This window comes from Xanthomonas sp. BRIP62411 (assembly GCF_003993525.1).
Taxonomy (GTDB): domain Bacteria; phylum Pseudomonadota; class Gammaproteobacteria; order Xanthomonadales; family Xanthomonadaceae; genus Xanthomonas; species Xanthomonas euroxanthea.
The window spans coordinates 708,161-728,788 of sequence record NZ_QEZI01000008.1 but is presented as its reverse complement, the minus strand read 5'-3'; the positions used below and the strand labels follow the sequence as shown (position 1 = coordinate 728,788).

Sequence of the window (20,628 nt, the reverse complement as noted above, 5' to 3'; positions counted from 1 at the left end):
GGCCACTGGGAGCCGCACCGATGCCCAGGGCCTTGCATGTCGTCGACCGCCACTCCGTTCTCCTTCGCGCGCATCCTGGCGCTCAACGCCGGCTTCTTCGGCGTGCAATACAGCTTCGGCCTGCAGCAGAGCAACATGAGCCCGATCTACAACTATCTGGGCGCCGATCACGCCAGCCTGCCGTACCTGTGGCTGGCCGGGCCGATCACCGGGCTGGTGCTGCAACCGTTCGTCGGTGCGTGGAGCGACCGCTCGGTGACCCGCTGGGGCCGGCGCATGCCGTACATGGTGCTGGGTGCGCTGGTGTGCAGCCTGTGCCTGCTGGCGATGCCGTTCAGCACCGCGTTGTGGATGGCGGTATGCCTGCTGTGGATCCTGGATGCGGCCAACAACGTGGCGATGGAGCCATACCGCGCCCTGGTCAGCGATGTGCTGGCGCCACCGCAGCGGCCGCTGGGGTATCTGACCCAAAGCGCGTTCACCGGGCTTGCGCAGACGCTGGCGTATCTGACCCCGCCGTTGCTGGTGTGGATGGGCATGAACCAGGACGCCGCCAATGCGCACCATATTCCCTACGTCACCATCGCCGCCTTCGTGATCGGTGCGGGGTTCTCTGTGGCCTCGATCCTGCTCACCGCGCGCAGCGTGCGCGAGCCGGCGATCGCGCCGGCAGAGATCGCGCGGATGCGCCAGACCGGTGCCGGCCTGGGCGCCACCGTGCGCGAAATCTACGGCGCCCTGCGCGCGATGCCGCCCACCATGCGCCAGCTCGCGCCGGTGATGCTGTTCCAGTGGTATGCGATCTTCTGCTACTGGCAATACATCGTGCTGTCGCTGTCGACCAGTTTGTTCGGCACCACCGACGCCAACTCGCATGGCTTCCGCGAGGCCGGCCTGGTCAATGGGCAGATCGGCGGGTTCTACAACTTCATCGCGTTTCTGGCCGCGTTTGCGATGGTGCCGGTGGTGCGCCGCATCGGCCCCAAGTACACCCATGCGGCTTGCCTGATCGCGGCCGGGGTCGGCATGTGGGTGTTGCCGGGCATCCAGGACCGCTGGCTGATGTTGTTGCCGATGATCGGCATCGGCCTGGCCTGGGCCAGCATGATGGGCAACCCCTACCTGATGCTGGCCGACAGCATCCCGCCCGAGCGCACCGGTGTGTACATGGGCCTGTTCAACCTGTTCATCGTGCTGCCGATGCTGATCCAGATCGTCACCCTGCCGCTGTACTACGCGTGGCTGTTGCATGGCGACCCGCGCAACGTGATCCGCCTGGCCGGCGCGCTGATGCTGGCAGCGGCGGTGGCGATGCTGTGCGTACGCGTCCGCAAGCCCAAGGCAGCAGTGGTGTAGCCGCGACGCGCTACGTCTGTGTCGCTGCGTACTGAAGCAACCGACAGCGATCACGCCGGCGGCAACGCGCAGTTGCGCACCGCACGCCAGCACGCCCGCTCTTACGATTCCCGATTCCCGATTCCCGATTCCCGGCCTCAAGCCGATTCACGCACCACCAGCTTCACCGGCATCTCCACCGACTCCACCGCTTCGCCGCCGATCAGCGCCAGCAGCCGGTCCACCAGCAGGCGTGCGGCCAGCCCCAGGTCCTGCCGCACCGTGGTCAACGGTGGCTGGCTATAGGCGGCCAGCGGAATATCGTCGAAGCCCACCAGCGAGATGTCCTGCGGCACGCGATGCCCGGCTTCGACCAGGGCACGGATCGCACCGACCGCGATCACGTCGGAGGCGGCGAACAGGCCATCCGGCGGATCGGTCTTCTTGAGCATGGCGCGGGTAAGGCGGTAGGCGTCTTCGCTGAGGAAGTGGCTGCGCGCGTGCAGCCGCGTATCGAAGTCCAGCCCGTGCCGCTGCAGCGCATGGCGATAGCCGGCAAAGCGCGGCGCAACCTCGGGCAGTTGGTCATCGCCGAGGAAGGCAATGCGGCGACGGCCGCTGGCGATCAGATGGTCGGTGGCCAGCGCGCCGCCCTGGAAATTGTCGCTGCCCACGCTGATGTACGACTGCCCATCGATGCGGCTTCCCCACACTGCCATCGGCAGGCCATCGCGTGCGGCTTCGTCCAGCGCGGCATGCTCGGAGCTTTGCCCCAGCACGATCACGCCATCGGAGCGGCTGCCGCGTGCGAGTTGTTCCACCCATCCGTCCTGATGCCGGTCCAGCTTGGACAGCAGCATGCTGTAGCCGCGCCCGGTCAGTTCCTCGGCCAGCAGTGCCAGCATCGTCATCATGAAGGGATCCGACAGCGGCTGGTCCAGTGCATGCATCATCGGCACGGCCACGCTCACCGTATTGGAGCGTTTGGCACGCAGGCTGCGCGCGATCGGATCGACCTGGTAGCCGGCATCGGCGGCAATCTGCTTGATGTACGCACGCGTCCGCTCGGCGACCACCGGGCTGCCGGCCAGGGCGCGCGACACGGTGGATTCGGACACCCCCGCCATGCGGGCGATGTCGGCCATCTGCGGGCGGGGCCCCGGCGTGGCGCGTTCTGAAGGTTTGGCCATGTCAGCGCAGTGCGGAAAAACCCGAGTGTAATCAGTTCGCACTGGAGGCGGGTTGATCGACGCAGTGGCGGTCGCTTGCGCGTGCGGGTCAGGCACCATCACGCACCCGCATGCAAGCGCAGGGCAGGCGCGGCGTGCATCACCGCGGCCACCAGGAGCGTGAGGCTGCTGTGTGGTGAGGCTGCAGATCAGTAATGTTAGAGCGGCGATGCTGGGAGCGGTGCAGCTTCAGCGCGCCCATGACAATGACGGTTCGCCCCGCCTGGCGGCGGTCGGTGTTCGGAACCGGCATGTACCACTCACCGGCCGGTGCGTGCGCGCTGTCAGCACGCACCTGAAGACCGCTTGCCGTCTTCGTGGCGTCTCTCAGCCCATGTACAGGCCACCGTTGACCGCGTAATCGGCGCCGGTCACGTAAGCGGCTTCATCGGAGGCGAGCCAGGCGCACAGGCCGGCGACTTCGGCCGGTTTGCCGAGCCGGCGGATCGGCACCGAGGTGGCCAGGCGGTCGAGCACGTCGGGCGGGAAACTGCTGATCGAGGCGCTGGCGATATAGCCCGGCGAGATGGTGTTGACGGTGACCCCGCGCGAGGCGACTTCCTGCGCCAGGGCGCGGCTGAAACCATGCATCGCCGCCTTGGCGGTGGCGAAATTGATCTGCCCGATCTGGCCCTTGTGCGCACTGACCGAGCCGATGTTGACGATGCGTCCCCAACCGCGCGCGGTCATGCCGTCGACCACCTGCTTGGTGATGTTGAACAGCGAATGCAGGTTGCTGGCGATCACCACGTTCCAGTCGTCGCGGCTCATCTGCCGGAACAAGGTGTCGCGGCTACCGCCGGCGTTGTTGACCAGCACATCGATTTCGCCGACCTCGGCCTTGACCTTGGCGAAGGCGGCCACGGTGGAATCCCAATCGGCGGCATTGCCTTCGGAGGCGACGAACTCGAAGCCCTGCTCGCGTTGCTCGCGCAACCAGGAGGTCTTGCGCGGCGAATTGGGCCCGCAACCGGCGACCACGGTATGCCCGCTGCGCGCCAGCTTCTGGCAGATCGCGGTACCCACGCTGCCCATGCCGCTGGTGACGTATGCGATGCGAAGTGTCATTGCTTGAACTCCTTCGGAGTTTGGGAATGGGGAATCGGGAGTGGGGAATCGGTAGCGCAGGAGCCGCCTTTGCGGTCTCTGGGTTTCCATGTGGAAGTCAGTAATCGACACGACAGCACAGCGCCGCCCTTACGATTCCCCACTCCCGATTCCCCATTCCCGGCGGGCGTCAGCGCGCCAACGGAAACAGGCCAAACACCAGCCCGCCCGCCAGCATCAGCAGCGAAATCAGCACTGCCCACTTCAGCGTGAAGCGCTGATGGTCGGCGAAGTCGACCTTGGCCAGGCCGACCAGCAGGTAGGTCGATGGCACCAGCGGGCTGAGCAGATGCACCGGTTGCCCGGCCAGCGAGGCGCGGGCCATTTCCACCGGGGTGATGCCGTAGTGGCCGGCGGCCTCGGACAGGATCGGCAGCACGCCGAAGTAGAACGCGTCGTTGGACATGAAGAACGTGAACGGCATGCTGACGATCGCGGTGATCACCGCCAGATACGGGCCCCAGCTGTCCGGGATCACCGCCAGGAAGCTGCGCGACATCGCTTCGACCATGCCGGTGTTGGATAGGATGCCGGTGAAGATGCCGGCGGCGAAGATCAGCGACACCACCGACAGCACATTGCCGGCGTGATTGACCAGGCGGCGGCGCTGCTCGGCCAGGTTGGGGTAGTTGATCATCAGCGCCAGCGCAAAGCCGATCATGAACAGCACCGGCATCGGCAGCACGCCCACCACCAGCGCGGCCATCAGCGCCAGGGTCAGCAGCAGGTTCACCCACAGCAGCTTGGGCCGCTTCATGTCCTCGGTGTCTTCCACCCGCGGCAGCGCATCGCTTTCTTCCGGGATGCTGGTGTCCAGCCAGTTGCCGTCGGCCGGCAGGCGCACCACGCCCAGGCGGCGCCGTTCGCGCATGCCCAGATACCAGGCCAGCGTGAGGATGCCGGCGATCGCCATCGCCATCGCCGGCACCAGCGGCACGAACACGTCAGCCGGATCCACATGCAGGGCGGTGGCGGCGCGTGCGGTGGGGCCGCCCCACGGGGTCAGGTTCATCACGCCGCTGGCCAGGATGGTCACGCAGGTGAGGTTGAGCGCGTTCATGCCCAGGCGCTGGTACAGCGGCAGCATCGCCGACACGGTGATCATGTAGGTGGTGGAGCCATCGCCGTCGAGCGAGATCAGCATCGCCAGGATCGCGGTACCCATCACGATCTTCAGCGGATCGCCCTTGACCAGGCGCAGGATGCGGCCGACCAGCGGATCGAACAGGCCGGCATCGATCATTACCCCGAAGTAGAGGATGGCGAACATCAGCATCACGCCGGTGGGCGCGATCTTCTTGATGCCGTCGAGCATCATCTCGTTGATGCCGGTGCCGAAGCCGCCCAGCAGCGCGAACACGATCGGCACCGTGATCAGAGCCACCAGCGGCGACAGCCGCTTGCTCATGATCAGGTACATGAAGGTGATCACCATTCCGAAACCGAGCGCGGTCAGCATGCGGGCACATCCTTTGAGGCATACAACAGGGGGAGAGTGGAGCGCGCCGCCGCGCAGCGCATGCAGCGGCGATGCCGTGGATGCGGTGCATTAGCGCCGGCTGAGCGCATCGTCGAGTGTCGCACCGGCCACGGCTTTCGATGCGCCGGAGCAGCAGTGACGGCAACGGTGCGCTTGCGCGGCGCAACGCGCCCGGTGCTGCCAATCGCCGTGAATGCCGGTGCGCGCATGCACGTCATCAGAAGTCGTACTGAAACCGGCCGGTCACCGCCAGCGTGTGATCGACCACCGCATCGACCCTGCGGTCGCGGTTGCGGCTGTCGATCACATTGAGCATCACGCGCAGGTTCGGCTTGAAGTACCAGTTGCCGCCCAGCGTCCACGACTGCGTGCTGGCGTTGATGAAATCGGGTTGGCCATCCAGGTGCTGGTCGCCGCGCATGTAGTCATAACGCAGGGCCAGCTCGAACGCGCCGGAGGGACGGTTGGGCGTGTTGATGCGGCTGAAACGGCCGGTCTTGCGGTCGTAGCCGCGCGACTCGCCGGTGACGAACCAGCTGACCAGGCCGTAGCTGGCCAACACCTTGGCATGTTGGGAGCCGTCGTCGAGCAGGCCACCGCTGAATTCGCTCTGCCACGACCATGGGCCCAGCACTTCGGCGTACTCCAGCGACCATTTGTCGAAATCGGTATCGCGGCCATCGGCAAAGCGCGCCAGGGTGATGCGGCTGTTGTTGGCCAGATCGTTTTCCGGGCGTGGGCGGATCAGCAGGGGCGCCGCGCCGCCGCTGCCCGGATGCGAATAGCGCTCGTGCGCCAGCGACACGCCCAGGTGGCGCAGCCGCGCCTCGCCCATCTCCGGTGCGAAGGTCAGCCGGGTGCCGAGCGCGCCGCCCTTGGTGGAGGAGTTGTCGATGCTTTCCAGGCTGTAGGCCGCCGTGGACCAGGTTGCATCGGGACGATTGGCCTGCCAGGAGATCGCCTTGCGGTAGATCGGCGCCAGCGTGGTGGCCGCATATCCGCGTTCCAGGAACGGGCCGTAGTTGGAGCCGGTGCGGTCGTCCAGCGAGAAGTACTGCTTGAACTGGCCCACGGTCAGCGTACCGGCGGAAAATTTCTTGGCGACATACACATCGCGCGCCAGGATGCCGCGGCTGCCTGACTCGTATTGCAGGCCGGCAAATTCCGCTTCGGCCTTGTAGGTGAAGCCGTAGAACTTGCCCGCCACATCCAGCCACGCGCGGCGGAACTGGGTGTCGTTGCGCTCGGGGGTGCCGCGTTCGTCGTTGTCGAACATGGTGAAGTCCCAGTGCACGCGCCCACCCACCTCGGCGGTGACCGGACCGTCGCCCTCGGCCGCCTGCGCCGCCGGTGCCAGGCACAGCGCAGCACAGGCGGTGAAGACGCGCAGACGCAAGGTGTCGTTGCTCACAGACCCTCCCAGGTACATGTGTGAATCACGTTCAGCGATGCACCGCACAAGCACGCTGCGGCGCGTTGGCAGCAGCCTAGTCCGGCGAAGCTGTCATGGACCTGTCGTTGGCGCGGGAATGGGGAGTCGGGAATGGGGAATCGCAAGAGCATTAAGAGCTTTTGTCCGCGAGGGCTGTTACCTTCCGGCCGCGGACAACCGCTGTTCCGATTCCCGATTCCCCATTCCCGATTCCCGCCTCATGCGCCTGCTGCTAGTCGAAGACAACGCCGACCTCGCCGATGCCATCGTGCGGCGCATGCGCCGTAGCGGGCATGCGGTGGATTGGCAGTCCGATGGCCTGGCGGCGGCGAGCGTGCTGCGCTATCAGAGCTTCGATCTGGTGGTGCTGGATATCGGCCTGCCCAAGCTGGATGGATTGCGTGTGCTGGCCGGGATGCGCGAGCGTGGCGATACCACGCCGGTGCTGATGCTGACCGCGCGCGACGGCATCGAGGACCGCGTGCAGGCGCTGGATGTCGGGGCCGACGATTACCTGGGCAAGCCGTTCGATTTCCGCGAGTTCGAGGCGCGTTGCCGGGTGCTGCTGCGGCGCAATCGCGGGCAGGCCAGCGAGGTGGTGCAGATCGGCGGGTTCGTGTTCGACAACGCCGCGCACACGCTAGTGCTGGACGGGGCGCCGATCGAGTTGCCCAACCGCGAGTACCGCCTGTTCGAGATCCTGATCGGACGCCTGGGCCAGGTGGTGGGCAAGGACGAGATCGGCAACGGCTTGTTCGGCTTCGACGACGATGCCGGGCCCAATGCGATCGAGCTGTATGTCGGCCGCCTGCGTCGCAAGCTGGCGGGCGCGCCGTTGCGCATCGTCACCGTGCGCGGGGCCGGCTACAAGCTCGAGGAAGCCGATCCGCATGCGCCGGTGGAGCCCGGCCTCGATGGCTGAGCCGCAGATGGTGGCACCGTCGATCCGGCGCACCCTGCTGCTGTACCTGGGCAGCCTGTCGTTGCTGGGCGCGGTGGTGCTGTTCTTTGCCGCACGCGATTACGGTGAGCGCGCCGCCAACCGTTCCTACGATCATCTGCTGGTGTCCTCGGCGCTGTCGATCATCGACAGCGTGGCGCTGGTCGGCGGCGACTGGCAGGTGGATCTGCCGTACGCCTCGCTGGACCTGCTCGGCATGGCGCCGGAAGACCGCGTGTTCTACCGCGTATTCGATGCGCAAGGCCGCACCATCACCGGCGAGGACAGGCTGCCGTTGCCGGCGCGCGCGCCCGGCGACGAGCGCCCGGTGCTGTTCGATGCCGACTACAGCGGCGAGCCGGTGCGCTTTGCGGTGGTGATGCATCGGGTGGCATCGGCGTCCGGGCAGGGCGAGGTGCGCGTGCAGGTCGGTCAGACCCGGCGCGCGCGCGATGCGGTGGCACGCGATGTAGTGCTCAACGCGCTGGTGGCGATCGGCGTGCTGTCGCTGCTGGCCCTGGGCCTGGTGTGGCTGGGCGTGTATCGCGCCCTGCGCCCGTTGCAGCGCATCGAGCGCGATCTGTCGCGGCGCGAGCCCTCCGACCTGAAGCCGCTGAGCGCGCCGGCACCGCAGGAGATGCAGTTGATGGTGACCGCGCTCAATCGTTTCATGGCGCGGCTGTCGTCCAGCAACGAAACCCTGCGCGCCTTCATGGCCGAAGCCGCGCACCAGATGCGCACGCCGCTGGCTGCCTTGCGCGCGCAGGCGCAGCTGGCGATGGACGACGACGACCCGCGCGAGATGCAACGCAGCCTGGTGGCGATCGAGCGCAATGCCAGCCACATGAGCCGGCTGCTCAATCAATTGCTCAGCGACGCCAGTGTGATCCATCGCGCCAACCTGCAGCGTTTTGCCACCGTGGACCTGGCCGAGGTGCTGCACCAGGCCTTGCACGAGGCCTTGCCGCGCGGCGACGGCGCCCCGCGCGTGCACCTGGCGATCGACCCGCAGCCGGCGCTGCTGCGTGGCGATGCCTTGCTGCTGCGCGAGGCGCTGAAGAACCTGATCGACAACGCCTGCAAATACGGCGCCGGCGCACCATTGCAGGTGGCGCTCACCAGCGACGGCAGCCATCACGTGCTGACCATCGCCGATCACGGCCCGGGCATTCCCGCCGCCGAGGCCGAGCGCGTGTTCGAGCGTTTCGTCCGTGGGCCGGAGGCACCGGCCGGCGGCGCGGGGCTGGGGCTGGCCATCGTCAAGCGCGTGGTCGAAGCGCACGGCGGGCGCATCGATCTGAGCAACCGCGTCGGCGGCGGGCTGATCGCCTCGTTGCATTTTCCTGGAGGGACGCGGTGATGCGCGTGCTGTTGCTGATGGTGGCGTTGCTGGCGCCGGTTATGGCGCGTGCCGCGCCCGGCGATGTACGGGTGTTTCCCGCGCAGGGCCCGATGCAGGCGCAGTTGCGCGTGCAGGGCTCCACCGATCTGGAAGTGTTCGGCGCGGTCATCCAGGACTACCAGCGCCTGCATCCGGGCACCCAGGTGATCTACGAGGACGTGATCGCCTGGGACATCTATGACCGCTATCTGCATCCCGGCAAGGCCACGGCGGCCGCCGACATGCTGATCAGCGCCAGCATGGATCTGCAGACCAAGCTGGTCAACGATGGGCATGCATTGGCGCATCGCTCCGCGCAGACCGAGGCGTTGCCGGCGTGGGCGCAGTGGCGGCATGAGGTATTCGGCATCAGCTACGAGCCGGTGGCGATCGTCTACAACACGCGCAAGCTGGCGGCCTCACGCGTGCCGCGCACACGCCGGCAGCTGCTGGCCCTGTTGCGCGCGCCCGACGCACCGCTGCGCGGCCGGGTCGGCACCTATGATGTCGAGCGCAGCGGGGTGGGCTATCTGTTCGCCACCCAGGACGGGCAGGTCGGCAGCATCGCCGGTGCGCTGCTGGCCGCGTTGGGGGCCAACCAGGTCAGGCTCGAAGAACGCACCGGCACCTTGCTCGACCGCGTCAGCCGGGGCGAGCTGCTGCTGGCCTACAACGTGCTGGGCTCCTATGCGCAGACGCGGATCGACGCCGGCGCGCCGCTGGGCATCGTGCAGCCGCAGGACTACACGCTGGTGGCCTTGCGTACGGCGGTGATCCCCAGGACCGCACCGCATGCGCCGGAGGCGCGCCGGTTCCTGGACTACCTGCTGTCGCCGCGCGGCCAGCAGGTGCTCTCGCGCGAGGCGCGGCTGATGCCGATCCTGCCGGCCGCCGGCGGGCGTGGCGGCTCGGCGCAGCCGCCGTTCCGCCCGATCCCGCTGGGCCCGGGCCTGTTGGTGTATCTGGACAAGCTCAAGCGCCGGCAGTTTCTGGACGCCTGGCGCGCCAGCACGCAGCCGCCGCGCCAGGGCGGGCGCTGACGACCCGCGAGCACGGCTGTGCGCCAGCGCGGCGCGCGCTACCTGCCTTGCGTCTGCGGGACGTGGCAGCGGCGCTCACAACGCAGACGCTGGCTGCCGGCAGGCCTGACGCCTGCGCAACGGGGTGGCGGTGGACACCCGGGCGCGGGAAACCGACACGGCCATGTGCCAGACTTGGCAGATGGCCGATCTCACCATCCTCGTCGCCGACGACCACCCGCTGTTCCGTGCCGCCGTGATCCATGTGCTGCAGCAGACCCTGCCACAGGCCGATGTGGTGGAGGCCTCCAGCGCCGCCACGCTGAGCGCGATGCTGCGCTCGCACCCACAGGCCGAACTGGTGCTGCTGGACCTGGCGATGCCGGGCGCACGCGGCTTCTCGGCGCTGTTGCATGTGCGGGGCGAGCATCCGGATATCCCGGTGGTGGTGATCTCCTCCAACGATCACCCACGCGTGATCCGGCGCGCGCAGCAGTTCGGCGCGGCCGGCTTCATTCCCAAATCCACCCCGGCCGAATCGATCGGCACCGCAGTGGCCAGCGTGCTGGAGGGCGGCACCTGGTTCCCGCCGATGACCGCCGAGCGCTCGGAGGCCGATGCGCAGCTGGCCTCCAAGCTGGCCCAGCTCACCCCGCAACAATTCCGCGTGCTGCTGAGCCTGGCCGACGGCCTGCTCAACAAGCAGATCGCGCACGAACTGGGGCTGGCCGAGAACACCGTCAAGGTGCACGTCACCGCCATCCTGAAGAAGCTGGACTGCTACAGCCGCACGCAGGCGGCGGTGCTGGTCAAGGCGCTGGAGCCGGAAGGCGAGGGCTGATCGCTGCCGGCCAGCGGCGCTGCGGGATCGCGGTCGGCGCGGGTTTGCAGCGACCAGGCGCATTGCAGCGACGACGGTGGTGACTGTGCGCCTGCGCCTGCCGTTTGCTCAGTTGCGCAGCTGTAGCGTGTGCCTGCCGTAGATGAGCTGCTGCGCCATCGGCCGGCCGATGAAGCGCTCCGGGAAGATCGGCGACAGGCCGCTGACCTGATCCAGCCGCGCCAGTTGGTCGTCGCTGAACACGATCTCCAGCGCACCGAAGTTGTCCTCGGCCTGCTGCAGCGTGCGTGCGCCCATCACCGGCGAGACCACCGCCGGGTTGCGCAAGGTCCAGGCCAGCGCAACTTGCGCGCGCGAGGCGCCCAGTTCCTCGGCGACCGCACCGACCACATCGGCGATCTCCAGCGAGCGTGTGTTGAGATGCCCGGTCGAGGCGATCACGCCCTTGCGGCTGTTCGAGACCTCTGCCGCGTTGTCGTCGGAGAGATCGGCGCGGCTGTATTTGCCGGTCAGGATGCCGCCGCCCAGCGGCGACCAGGGCAATACGCCCAGGCCCAGTTCGCGTGCCATCGGCAGCAATTCGTGTTCGACGCTGCGTTCGACCAGGCTGTATTCGATCTGCAGCGCCACCAGCGGCGACCAGCCACGCAGATCGGCCAATGTCTGCAACTGCGCCACGCGCCAGGCCGGGGTGTTGCAGATGCCTAGGTAGAGCACCTTGCCCGACTGCACCAGATGCTCCAGCCCGCGCATCACTTCCTCCGGCGAGGTGGTGAAATCCCAGGCGTGCAGATACAGCAGGTCGATGCGGTCGGTGTCGAGCTGGCGCAGGCTGGTCTCGACCGAGCGGATCAGGTTGAGGCGATGATTGCCGCCAGAATTGATGTTGTCCGCATCGCGCGCCATGGTGAACTTGGTCGCCAGCACGAAGCGCTCGCGGCGGTCCTTGACCAGCGTGCCGAGGATGCGCTCGGCGCCGCCGTTGGTGTAGTTGACCGCGGTGTCGATGAAATTGCCGCCGCGGTCTGCATAGGCATCGAAGATGCGCCTGGCTTCGCCCGCATCCGCGCCCCAGCCCCAGGCTTCGCCGAAGGTCATGGTGCCCAGCGACAGCGGCGAGACGCGCAGCCCGGAACGGCCAAGCAGGCGATAGTGGTCCAGCGACAGTGTCTGACTCATGCGGTGTGTCTCCCGATAGTGGCGTTGTGCGTCGTGCGATGCACTGTGCCGCGGGCCGCCGGGTCGGCGTGAGCCCGGTGATCCGGCATCCTTGCCCGATCCTCCGGATCGTCAACGCAGCATCGTCACGTAGCTGCAGCCGCAGCCGCAGCCGCGTGCATGCATCGCAGCGTTCGATGCGATGTGCGTGGGGCGCTGCCGCGTCGATTGCAGGGCGCCAACGAACACCCACGTAGCGGGCGCAGATGCGCCTTTCCGGGGTGGCGATTGGGCGACCAAGATGCTGATATCCGCGACTGCGCTGCAGGGCCCTTGCCCGCCCACCCTCGCGGGACACGCCGCAAGTACGTCCGTGTAGGCTCTGGCGTGGCATCCATGCCGCTCAAGGTCCCGCGACGGTGAGCGGGCAAGGACCAGTCGAGACGGTCGGTGTGCATGGTTTTTTAAGCAAAGCAACCGACTAACTTTCTGTTGCGATGTCCTTGCCGGTTGCGGGACCGTGTGGCGGCATGGATGACGCCACCGAGCCCCCAGGGACGGGTTCACGGCGTGTCCCGCAAGCGGTGAGGGCACCGCGCCCTCGACGCTGCGAGTTTGCTGCAGGGCCCTTGCCCGCCCACCGTCGCGGGACACGCCGCAAGTACGTCCGTGTAGGCTCTGGCGCGGCATCCATGCCGCTCAAGGTCCCGCGACGATGGGCGGGCAAGGACCCTTCGAGATGGTCGGTGCGCATGGTTTCAGTAAAGCAGCCGACCGACTGTCTGGGGCGGCGAGGGCGTCGCGCATTCGACTAACGTGGCTGCTGACTGCATCTAAACGGCGCTACGGCTCGACATCCAGGCGCAGCAGCACGCTTGCGCGGGCGTATCGGTCGCGCGCTGCCGGCAATCACGCCACGCCATCAGAAATCCAGTGAATACCCCAGCGTGATGGTGCGGCCACGCCCGGCGAAGTAGCGCAGCGGTTCGACCAGGGCCGATTGCGAGTAGTAGGTGATGTACTGCTTGTCGAACAGGTTGGACACGCCCATGCGCACTGCGCCACGCGGCAACGCGTAATTGAACGTCGCATCCACCAGCGTGTAGCCGCTGAAGCGCTTGTCGGCCTCGTCGAAGGACTGGCTGAAGGCGTGCTGCGCCTGCACGAACGAGGAGAGCTTCGGCGTCCACTGCGCCGACCACGATCCAATCACGCGGTTGGGCGCCACGTTGAGCCCGTCCAGGCGTGCGTCCAGCTGCCCGTCGTTGTCGCTGTCGTAGCGGCCACGGGTGTAGGCGTAGGACAGGCGCAGCCGATGCGCCGTATCCAGGCGATAGCCCAGGCTGGCGTCCACGCCCTGCACGCGGGTCTTTTCGCGGCTCATCATGAAGGCGCCGTTGATCGGCACCACGCGCGTGCCCAGGTCCGAGTTGGACTGGAAGTAGCTCAGGTCCGCATCGAAGGCGCCACGCGTGAGGCGGGTGCCCGCTTCCACGCTCTTGGTCAGGATCGGCTCCAGCGTGCTCAGGCTGGCCACGCGTGTGCCCGGCGTGTTGATCGCGCGCAGCACGCGGCCCACGTCCGGCATGCCGAAACCTTCGGAATAGCTGGTGAAAAAGCTCACACCTTCGAGCGGCGTGTAGACCAGGCCGGCGTTGTAGAGGGTCTGGTTGAAGTCGAGCGTGCCGCCTTCGACAGCGACGCGGTTGTAGCGCCACAGCGTCTGGTAGCTGTCGATCTTCAACTCGGCTTCTTCGCGGCGCACGCCGGCATGCAGGGTCAGCTCGGGCAGCAGCTTGTATTCGCCCTGCACGAACAGCGACAGGTTGCGGTAGTCCGATTCGGGCACATAGGTACGCCCGGTGCCGTAGAGATCCTGCTTGCCGGTGTCGGCCAGCAGGTCGACGCCGCCGGTGAGCTTGAGCAGGTTGTCGAGCAGGTCGTCCCTGGTCAGGCTGATCTTGCTGCCCCACTTGGAAGCGACCGAACGCGATTGGTCGTACAAGCTGCCGACCGGTGCAATGCGCGGATCCTGGAACGTGGACGAGTTGTCGGCGCCGAACAGCCCTTCGAACTCCTGGTTGAACACCATCGCGCTCAGCTGCATGCCGGCCAGATCGTCGTGGGTGTACGACAGGCTGGAGGTCAGCACATCGTTCCAGGGTGCGGTGCCTTGCGGGGTGCCGCGCACCGAGGTGGTGGGCAGGCCCTGCGCACGGTTGCCGGGGATGCCGATGTAGTCGTTGTCGTTCTTGATGCGGTAGCGGTTGACGCTGACGCTCAGGCGCTGCGTGTCGGTGAGCGCGTAGCCGAGCTTGGCCAGCACGTCGTAGCTCTTGGACGTCATCAGGTCGCCCTGGGTGTTGTCGGCGCCGATCGGCCGGCCCTGTCCGTCCACATACAGGCCCTGGTCGCTGTAGCTGGCCGAGAACAGGTAATCGAGCTTGTCCGCGCGGCCATCCACACGGTAACGCGTCTCGCCGCTGGTGGTTTCCGCACGCGTCTCGGACGTGGGCGCGGTGGCCTGCACGTCGATGTGCTGATTCAGCGAGCCGTCCTGCGGGCGCCGGGTGATGATGTTGATGGTGCCGCCGGTGGCGCCCAGCCCGTTGATGGCGTTGGCGCCCTGGATGACTTCGATGCGCTCGACCATCGCATAGTCGATGGTGTGCGCTTCGCGCCCGGTGGGGCGGATCGGGTTGGACTGCGGCACGCCGTCGATCAGGATCAACGGCGTGCGCCCGCGCAGGGTTTCGCCGCTGCCGTTCATCTTGCCGCGGCTGGGCGTGTACGAGGGAATCAGGTTGGCGAGCACATCGGACGAATTGCTGGAGATCGTCAACTGCTGCTGGATCTGCGCCTTGTCGATGATCAGCACCGTCTGCGGCGACTCGGCCACGGTCATGTTGGAGCGCGAGGCGGCCACCACCACGGTGTCCAGCGTGTCGGTGACGTCCGATTGGGCCGAAGCGGTGGCAGAGGCGAACAGGCAGAGGGTGGCAACGAACGGCATGCCGGCCGATCCATGGGCGGAAAGCTTCATCGAGTAAGAACTCCAGGGCGCTGACGGAGCACGCGGCATGCTCCGCTAGGCAAAGTCAAATGGGAATCGTTCTCGATAGTGTAGCAGGTGCAGTGGCCCGGGTGCCGGGCACGCTACCGGCGGGTGCGCGAGTGCCGCGTGGCGCCGACCTCCACGCGATCGCTCAGCGGCGATCGTGCAGATCCGCACGCTGCGTTGGCATCGCACGTTCACCCAGTGCGCGCTGCTGCGGGAGATGGGTGAGGGCTCGCCCACGCACACCGACACGGTGTGGCTCCGGCAATGCACCGGCGGAGCGGATCGAGACGATGCCTGCCGCCGGACTGGCGGTTGCCCGCATCGCGACCGGGATCAGGGCCTGGCCTTGTAGACGACGATGCCCTGCGTGCGGGCGACGTACTCCATGAACGGCGAGTCCACGACCTTTTCGTTTTCCGGGCGCGATGAGGCATTGCGCAACACCGGGCCCCGGTCGGTCATGACGAAGATGCCGACATGGCTGACATCCAGCCCGGGCGCCGGCGAGTACCTGCCCACATAGTCGCCGGTGCGCAGTTGCCGGACCACCGTGCTGTCCACATCGGCGGCGGGGATGTAGGTGATGGACCGCTGCACCAGCGGCAATCCGGGCAGATAGTTGCTGCCGTCGGCCTTGAGGTTGAGTGTCTTGTCCACACGCACGGCCCTGGGGCTGAGCGTTGCGGTGATGTCGTCGGCAAGCGGGTAGGAACGTGCGACCCAGTCCGAAAAGAAGTGCTTGCGCGAGGTGAAGCCGATGACGCCATCGACGTAGCGGGTGAGGACCACGCGATCGACGAAATCCTGCTGCGAATGGGCGTGGCGCGCCGCTTCGACATAGTCCAGATAGGTGAAGCAATCCAGGCCCCTGAAGTCGATGATCAGCCGCTCCGGCACGGTGGCCGAGCCCTGCAGCATGTTGGCCTGATACGGCGTGCCGAGAAATTCCGCCGAGAGCAGCTTGATCAGATGCCCCGGACTCACGCCGCGATGCGTGGATGCCTGGTGCAGCACGCGGTCCAGGGTCTGCAAGGTGTACGGGTCCATGTCAGCGCGCACCGGGCCGGAGGGCGGCACGGTCGCCGATGGCGTGGACGCCTGCACGGGCATATCCGCCGCGCAACCTGCGGCGAGCAACGCGGTCAACATCACGGAGGCAGGCCTGAACATGAGGGCTCCACAAGTTTCCGGGGGAGAAACATCGGCAGGTGAGCTGTGCACGATGCAGACGTGGGCAGCAATGGACGCAAGCACTGTAGCGCCATCGCCAACGCGCGCTTGAGGCAGCACGCACTTCGGTACGCTGAAACGATCCGGCGAAACTCGCCAGACCCTGCAGGGCCAGGAAATCGCGGCATGGGAGGCGTGCAGCACGGCGCGCCATCATGCGGCCTTTCGGCGGCAAGCAGGCCGGAAGCGTCGCGACACGCTCAACGCAGCCCGTTGTTGCCTGTCGATGCTGCGCGACGGCGCAGCTCACCCGCGCCGCAACAGCATCTGCGTCATCAGGGCACGCAGCGCCGGCGGCCGCACCGGCTTGGCCAGGAACCCCCAGCCCAGGTCGAGCGCATGTTCACGCAGCGCCGGGTCGGGTTCGGCGGTGACCAGGATGACGCGCGGTTCGCGTTGCCAGCGCGCCACCAATTGCGGCAGCAATATCGGGCCGTAGTGCTCGCCCATGCGCACGTCCAGCAACAGCAGCTCCGGCACCTCGTCGGCGTTGGCGGCGGCCAATGCCTCGTCGGGGCCGCCGGCAAAGTCCACGCGGCATTCCCAGCGCTGCAGCAGGGCGCGGCTGGCCTCGCACACACGCGGGTCGTCGTCCACGCACCACACGCGGCAGCCGTGCAGGATCGGGTCATTGGCGGCTTCAGCGCTGGCGATGGGCGGTGGCAACTGCCTGGCGATGGAGGCGCGCTCGCCCAGCGGCACGGTCACCGAAAACACACTGCCGCTGCCCAGGGTGGAACGCAGGCTGATGCGGTGGCCGAGCAGGCGGCCGATGCGCTCGACGATCGCCAGGCCCAGACCGGCGCCGCGGTCGTTGGCCACGCCGTCGTCCAGGCGCCGGAATTCTTCGAAGATCTCGTCCTGCAAGGCCTCGGGAATGCCGGGCCCCTGGTCATGCACTTCGATGCGCAGCCAGCCGCCGCGACGACGGCAGCCGATCAGCACGCGCCCACGCGGCGTATAGCGGATGGCGTTGGACAGGAAGTTCTGCAGGATGCGCCGCAGCAGGTTCTCGTCGCTCAACACCACCGCCGAGGTGGGCACCCAGTCCAGCACCAGGCCTCGGTCTTCGGCAAGGATGCCGAACTCGCGGGCCAGGGTTTCCAGCAGCGGGGCGATGGCGAAGTCGCGCACCCGGGTCTTCAGGCTGCCGGCCTCCAGCCGCGAGATGTCCAGCAGGCTGTTGAGGATGGCGTCCTGCGCGGCGAGCGCGCCTTCGATGTTGTCGACCACGCGCGCGCTGCCGGCCTCGCGCACCTGCCCGCGCAGGACCGAGACGAACATGCGTGCGGCGTTGAGCGGTTGCAGCAGGTCGTGCACGGCCGAGGCGACGAAGCGGGTCTTGTAGCGGTTGGCGCTCTCGGCCTCGCGCTTGGCCGCGGCCAGGTCGCGGGTCCGTTCGGCCACGCGGTGTTCCAGCGCATCGGCCAGCGAGCGCAGTTCGCGCGCGGCGTTCTTGTAGCTGGTGATGTCGGCATAGCTGGTGACGAATCCGCCATCGGGCAGCGGATTGCCTCGGATTTCCAGCACCGTGCCGTCTTCCTTCTCGCTCTCGCGCATATGCGGCTTGCCGCTGCGCAAATGGTTCAGGCGGCGCTCGATCGCCGCTTCGATCGGCCCCGGTCCGAGCAGGCCGCGGCGTGCGTTGAAGCGGAACAGGTCTTCGATCGGGCGGCCGATCTTGAGCAGTTCCGGCGGGAAGCGGAACAGTTCCACATAGCGCGAATTCCACGCCACCAGCTTGAGCGCCTCGTCGATCACCACCACGCCCTGCGGCAGGTGTTCCAGGCTGCGGCTCAGGCCGGCATTGGCCTGTTGCGCGGCGGTGACCACGCCATCCTGCGCGGTCCGCAGCTCTTCGGCATGTTGTTGCAGCAGCGTTTCCAGCTCGTGCCGGCTGCGCTGGCGCAGGGCGGACAGGCGCCGCCGCTGCTGCACGAACAACCACAGCAAGGCCAGCGCCAACCATGCACCGGCGGCGGCGATCGCAGCGGCGCGACCGGCCGCCGCGCTGGCGCGGGTGTCGTGCAGCAGATGCAGGCGCCAGCCGCTTTCGGGCACCTCCAGGGTCTGCCACAGCACCGGGCCGGCGAGCGGTGGGTCGCTGACCTCGGCCAGCACGCCACCGTTGCCGGTCTGCTCGATCAGCCGGCGCCGCAGCGGCAGCAGGCCCTGGTCGGCGTATTGGCGGGTGCTGCGCAATTCGCTGCGGTCGCGCAGGCTCAGCGGCGCCAGCATGCGGTAGCGCCACTGCGGGCGGCTGGCCAGGAACACCACCTGGTGCGCGTCGGAGGCCAGCACGATGTCCGGGGTCTGCAGCCACTCGCGTTCCAGCGCGGCCAGCGCGATCTTGATCACCACCACGCCCTGCACCTGGCCGCTGGCATCGACGATGGCCTGCGACAGGAAGTAACCCGGCTCGCTGGTGGTCATGCCGATGCCGTAGAAACTGCCGCTGCCGTTGGACAATGCCTGCTGGTAATACGGGCGGAAGGCGTAGTCCACGCCCACGTTGCTGCGCGCCCCGCGCCAGTTGCTAGCAGCCAATGCCAGGCCGTCGCGGTTGATGAGCGTCAGCGTGGAGGACTGGGTGACGTTGTTGGCGCGCTCGAGTTTGCGATTGAGCCGTTCCACCTGCGCGGCCGACAAGGGCCCGGAGACGGCCGCGCGCAGTTCCGGGTCCAGCGCCAGGATCTGCGGCAGGGTGCGATAGCGATCGACGCGTTGCTGCAGGGCCTGCGCGTACAGGCGCAGCTGACGCCGCACGGTGGCGCTTTCCTCGTGCAGGGCGTTCTGTTCGACGAAGTGCCCGGCCGCCACCATGGCCACCAGCATGCCGCCCAGCACGATGGTCAGGGTGAGCAGCAGACGGCGGCGTTGCGAGGCATACATGCCGGCAAGTATGGCGGTGCGCCGCTGCATCGTGCAGCTATCGGCACCGGGCCTGCGCCAGGCGCCGACACCGCCGCAGCCACAAACGCCTGCGGCCGCATCCCCGAAAGGAGGCGGCCGCAGGGGCATGTGCGCTGGTGTGGGTTGCCGCCCTGGCGCGTTGAAACGAAGGCAGCGCGCGGCCGACCAGGCCCGGGTTAGCTGTGCGCCATCACGCTTAGAACTGCACCTGCGCGCGCAGCTCCATCACGTGCGGGGTTTCATGCACGCCGTTGCGGGTGGCATCCACCCAGCTGTAGTTGGCCTGGAACTTGAAGTGGCTGGTGAGGTACCAGTTGGCGCCGATGGTGGTGTCGTGCTGGCGGCCGCCGCTGACGCGGTTGTCTTCCAGGTCCAGGCGGCTGTAGCGGGCGGTCAGCTCGACCGCGCCGTAGTCGTGCGCCGGCTTGATGTTGCCCGGTACGCCGCCGGCATAGCTGCGCGACTCGCCGGTCAGCGTCCAGGTGCCGTAGAGATACTGGCCCTGCGCGATGTAATGCGGCTGGTTGTCGTTACGTGCCACCTCGGCGCGCAGCGCTTCGCTCTGCAGCGAGAACGGGCCGTGGATCCACACCGCTTCCACGCCGGCGCGGATCACGTGGTCCACGTCAAGAATGGTGCCGGTGTCGATCAGGCGCACGTCGGTCAGGCCGGCCTCCGGGCGGGCACGCAGGCGCACGCGCGGGCTGAACGACACGCCGCGGCCGTCGCTGAAGCCACGCGGGTTTTCCACCGAGCCGGCCAGGCCCAGGTGCAGCACATTGCCTTCGGCCTTGAACGGGGTCCAGGCGGCATGCACGGCCTGGGTGGTGCCCGGGTTGTCGCCCTGCAGATCCTTGCCGCCGTACGCGCCGGCCTGCAGCAGATACTGCTGGCGCTCCAGCGTCCATTCCACGCCGGTGCGACGGCCCTGGAACACCGCCTGGACCGGCAGGCCCAGTTCCATGAAGCTGCCCGCACGCGAGCTCTGCACCGCTTCCAGGCCCACCGGCACCTTCATGTAGCCCAGCCGCACGCGACCGTAATCCTGGCCGAACACGGCCTTGGTCTCGACGCGGAAGAACACGTCCAGCCACAGCTTGGCTTCAAAGTCGAAATACACCATGGCGTCGTAGACGCCCTTCTTCCTGAGGGTGGCGCCGAACTCCTTGCGGCGGAAGTCGGTGCGGTCTTCCAGGCGGTCGTCGCCGGAGAAGTTGTTGTCGTCGTAGGCGTAGTTGCCGGTCAGGCCGAGCTCGGTGCCATCACCGAAGGTGTACTTGGTGGGCCAGTTTTCCAGCGAGGTGGCCGCATTGGCGGCTGCGGGCGCGGCGGCGATGGCCAACGCGAGAACGAGCGGATTGAGGCGCATAGGTGTGGTCTTCGGCAAGGAGAAAGGGCCGGGCGTCCTGCCATGGCGGTCGCACTGAACAGCTTCAGCAAGCGCGCAGGTTCCGGACGGCCAACGACACAACAATCGGTGTCTGCGTTAAATGGAATTAACG

General features: G+C 67.4%; 14 protein-coding genes. 5 read left to right on the top strand and 9 right to left on the bottom strand.

Going from position 1 to position 20,628, the window contains the following annotated elements:
* Positions 1–36 precede the first annotated feature (36 nt).
* A complete protein-coding gene (locus tag EO139_RS07370) occupies positions 37–1,356 on the top strand; it encodes an MFS transporter (protein ID WP_126969942.1) in 1,320 nt (439 codons plus the stop codon).
* A gap of 137 nt (positions 1,357–1,493) precedes the next feature.
* Here EO139_RS07370 and EO139_RS07365 read toward each other — a convergent pair whose 3' ends face one another.
* The 4 genes from EO139_RS07365 to EO139_RS07350 all read right to left on the bottom strand — a co-directional run bounded on the left by EO139_RS07365 (position 1,494) and on the right by EO139_RS07350 (position 6,562).
* Positions 1,494–2,525 carry a LacI family DNA-binding transcriptional regulator gene (locus EO139_RS07365; protein ID WP_104584004.1) on the bottom strand — a complete coding sequence of 344 codons (1,032 nt, stop codon included), beginning with the start codon at positions 2,523–2,525 and terminating at the stop codon, positions 1,494–1,496.
* A 366-nt stretch (positions 2,526–2,891) separates the two neighbouring features.
* The gene (gene phbB / locus EO139_RS07360; protein WP_016904744.1) at positions 2,892–3,632 is read right to left on the bottom strand and encodes an acetoacetyl-CoA reductase; all 741 of its coding nucleotides are present in this window, start codon (positions 3,630–3,632) and stop codon (positions 2,892–2,894) included.
* 169 nt (positions 3,633–3,801) lie between these two features.
* Complete coding sequence (locus tag EO139_RS07355) at positions 3,802–5,130, bottom strand: CitMHS family transporter (protein ID WP_104584005.1); 1,329 nt, start codon at positions 5,128–5,130, stop codon at positions 3,802–3,804.
* 238 nt (positions 5,131–5,368) lie between these two features.
* Complete coding sequence (locus EO139_RS07350; RefSeq protein WP_104584006.1) at positions 5,369–6,562, bottom strand: OprO/OprP family phosphate-selective porin; 1,194 nt, start codon at positions 6,560–6,562, stop codon at positions 5,369–5,371.
* A gap of 241 nt (positions 6,563–6,803) precedes the next feature.
* Between EO139_RS07350 and EO139_RS07345 the strand changes: the two genes are divergently transcribed.
* The 4 genes from EO139_RS07345 (at position 6,804) to EO139_RS07330 (ending at position 10,764) form a co-directional block, all read left to right on the top strand.
* Positions 6,804–7,505: a response regulator gene (locus EO139_RS07345; RefSeq protein ID WP_104584007.1), complete on the top strand. Its 702-nt coding sequence runs from the start codon at positions 6,804–6,806 to the stop codon at positions 7,503–7,505.
* Positions 7,498–8,883: a sensor histidine kinase gene (locus EO139_RS07340; protein WP_119130970.1), complete on the top strand. Its 1,386-nt coding sequence runs from the start codon at positions 7,498–7,500 to the stop codon at positions 8,881–8,883. Before EO139_RS07345 ends, EO139_RS07340 begins: the two co-directional genes overlap by 8 nt.
* Positions 8,883–9,944, top strand: a complete 1,062-nt coding sequence (locus EO139_RS07335) for an ABC transporter substrate-binding protein (RefSeq protein WP_126969940.1) — start codon at positions 8,883–8,885, stop codon at positions 9,942–9,944. The genes EO139_RS07340 and EO139_RS07335 overlap by 1 nt, the downstream gene beginning before the upstream one ends.
* 181 nt (positions 9,945–10,125) lie before the next feature.
* Complete coding sequence (locus EO139_RS07330; RefSeq protein WP_024938967.1) at positions 10,126–10,764, top strand: response regulator transcription factor; 639 nt, start codon at positions 10,126–10,128, stop codon at positions 10,762–10,764.
* 108 nt (positions 10,765–10,872) lie between these two features.
* Here EO139_RS07330 and EO139_RS07325 read toward each other — a convergent pair whose 3' ends face one another.
* The 5 genes from EO139_RS07325 to EO139_RS07305 all read right to left on the bottom strand — a co-directional run bounded on the left by EO139_RS07325 (position 10,873) and on the right by EO139_RS07305 (position 20,495).
* Entirely contained in the window at positions 10,873–11,943 is a 1,071-nt protein-coding gene (locus tag EO139_RS07325; RefSeq protein ID WP_126969938.1) for an aldo/keto reductase, read from the bottom strand.
* Positions 11,944–12,844: 901 nt separating this feature from the next.
* Positions 12,845–14,965: a TonB-dependent receptor gene (locus EO139_RS07320; protein WP_241235924.1), complete on the bottom strand. Its 2,121-nt coding sequence runs from the start codon at positions 14,963–14,965 to the stop codon at positions 12,845–12,847.
* Positions 14,966–15,316: 351 nt separating this feature from the next.
* Positions 15,317–16,093, bottom strand: coding sequence for a DUF1460 domain-containing protein (locus tag EO139_RS07315; protein ID WP_241235927.1), 777 nt, complete (start codon positions 16,091–16,093; stop codon positions 15,317–15,319).
* A 366-nt stretch (positions 16,094–16,459) separates the two neighbouring features.
* The gene (locus EO139_RS07310; RefSeq protein WP_126970039.1) at positions 16,460–19,105 is read right to left on the bottom strand and encodes a PAS-domain containing protein; all 2,646 of its coding nucleotides are present in this window, start codon (positions 19,103–19,105) and stop codon (positions 16,460–16,462) included.
* Between the two features lie 217 nt (positions 19,106–19,322).
* Positions 19,323–20,495 carry a porin gene (locus EO139_RS07305; protein WP_104648808.1) on the bottom strand — a complete coding sequence of 391 codons (1,173 nt, stop codon included), beginning with the start codon at positions 20,493–20,495 and terminating at the stop codon, positions 19,323–19,325.
* Positions 20,496–20,628 lie beyond the last annotated feature (133 nt).

Excerpts from the sequence above, each read along its gene's own strand:
- EO139_RS07370 (WP_126969942.1), top strand. The coding sequence starts at position 37 with ATGTCGTCGACCGCCACTCCGTTCTCCTTCGCGCGCATCCTGGCGCTC.
- EO139_RS07365 (WP_104584004.1), bottom strand. The coding sequence starts at position 2,525 with ATGGCCAAACCTTCAGAACGCGCCACGCCGGGGCCCCGCCCGCAGATG.
- phbB (WP_016904744.1), bottom strand. The coding sequence starts at position 3,632 with ATGACACTTCGCATCGCATACGTCACCAGCGGCATGGGCAGCGTGGGT.
- EO139_RS07355 (WP_104584005.1), bottom strand. The coding sequence starts at position 5,130 with ATGCTGACCGCGCTCGGTTTCGGAATGGTGATCACCTTCATGTACCTG.
- EO139_RS07345 (WP_104584007.1), top strand. The coding sequence starts at position 6,804 with ATGCGCCTGCTGCTAGTCGAAGACAACGCCGACCTCGCCGATGCCATC.
- EO139_RS07340 (WP_119130970.1), top strand. The coding sequence starts at position 7,498 with ATGGCTGAGCCGCAGATGGTGGCACCGTCGATCCGGCGCACCCTGCTG.
- EO139_RS07335 (WP_126969940.1), top strand. The coding sequence starts at position 8,883 with ATGCGCGTGCTGTTGCTGATGGTGGCGTTGCTGGCGCCGGTTATGGCG.
- EO139_RS07330 (WP_024938967.1), top strand. The coding sequence starts at position 10,126 with ATGGCCGATCTCACCATCCTCGTCGCCGACGACCACCCGCTGTTCCGT.
- EO139_RS07325 (WP_126969938.1), bottom strand. The coding sequence starts at position 11,943 with ATGAGTCAGACACTGTCGCTGGACCACTATCGCCTGCTTGGCCGTTCC.
- EO139_RS07320 (WP_241235924.1), bottom strand. The coding sequence starts at position 14,965 with ATGAAGCTTTCCGCCCATGGATCGGCCGGCATGCCGTTCGTTGCCACC.
- EO139_RS07315 (WP_241235927.1), bottom strand. The coding sequence starts at position 16,093 with ATGCCCGTGCAGGCGTCCACGCCATCGGCGACCGTGCCGCCCTCCGGC.
- EO139_RS07310 (WP_126970039.1), bottom strand. The coding sequence starts at position 19,105 with ATGTATGCCTCGCAACGCCGCCGTCTGCTGCTCACCCTGACCATCGTG.
- EO139_RS07305 (WP_104648808.1), bottom strand. The coding sequence starts at position 20,495 with ATGCGCCTCAATCCGCTCGTTCTCGCGTTGGCCATCGCCGCCGCGCCC.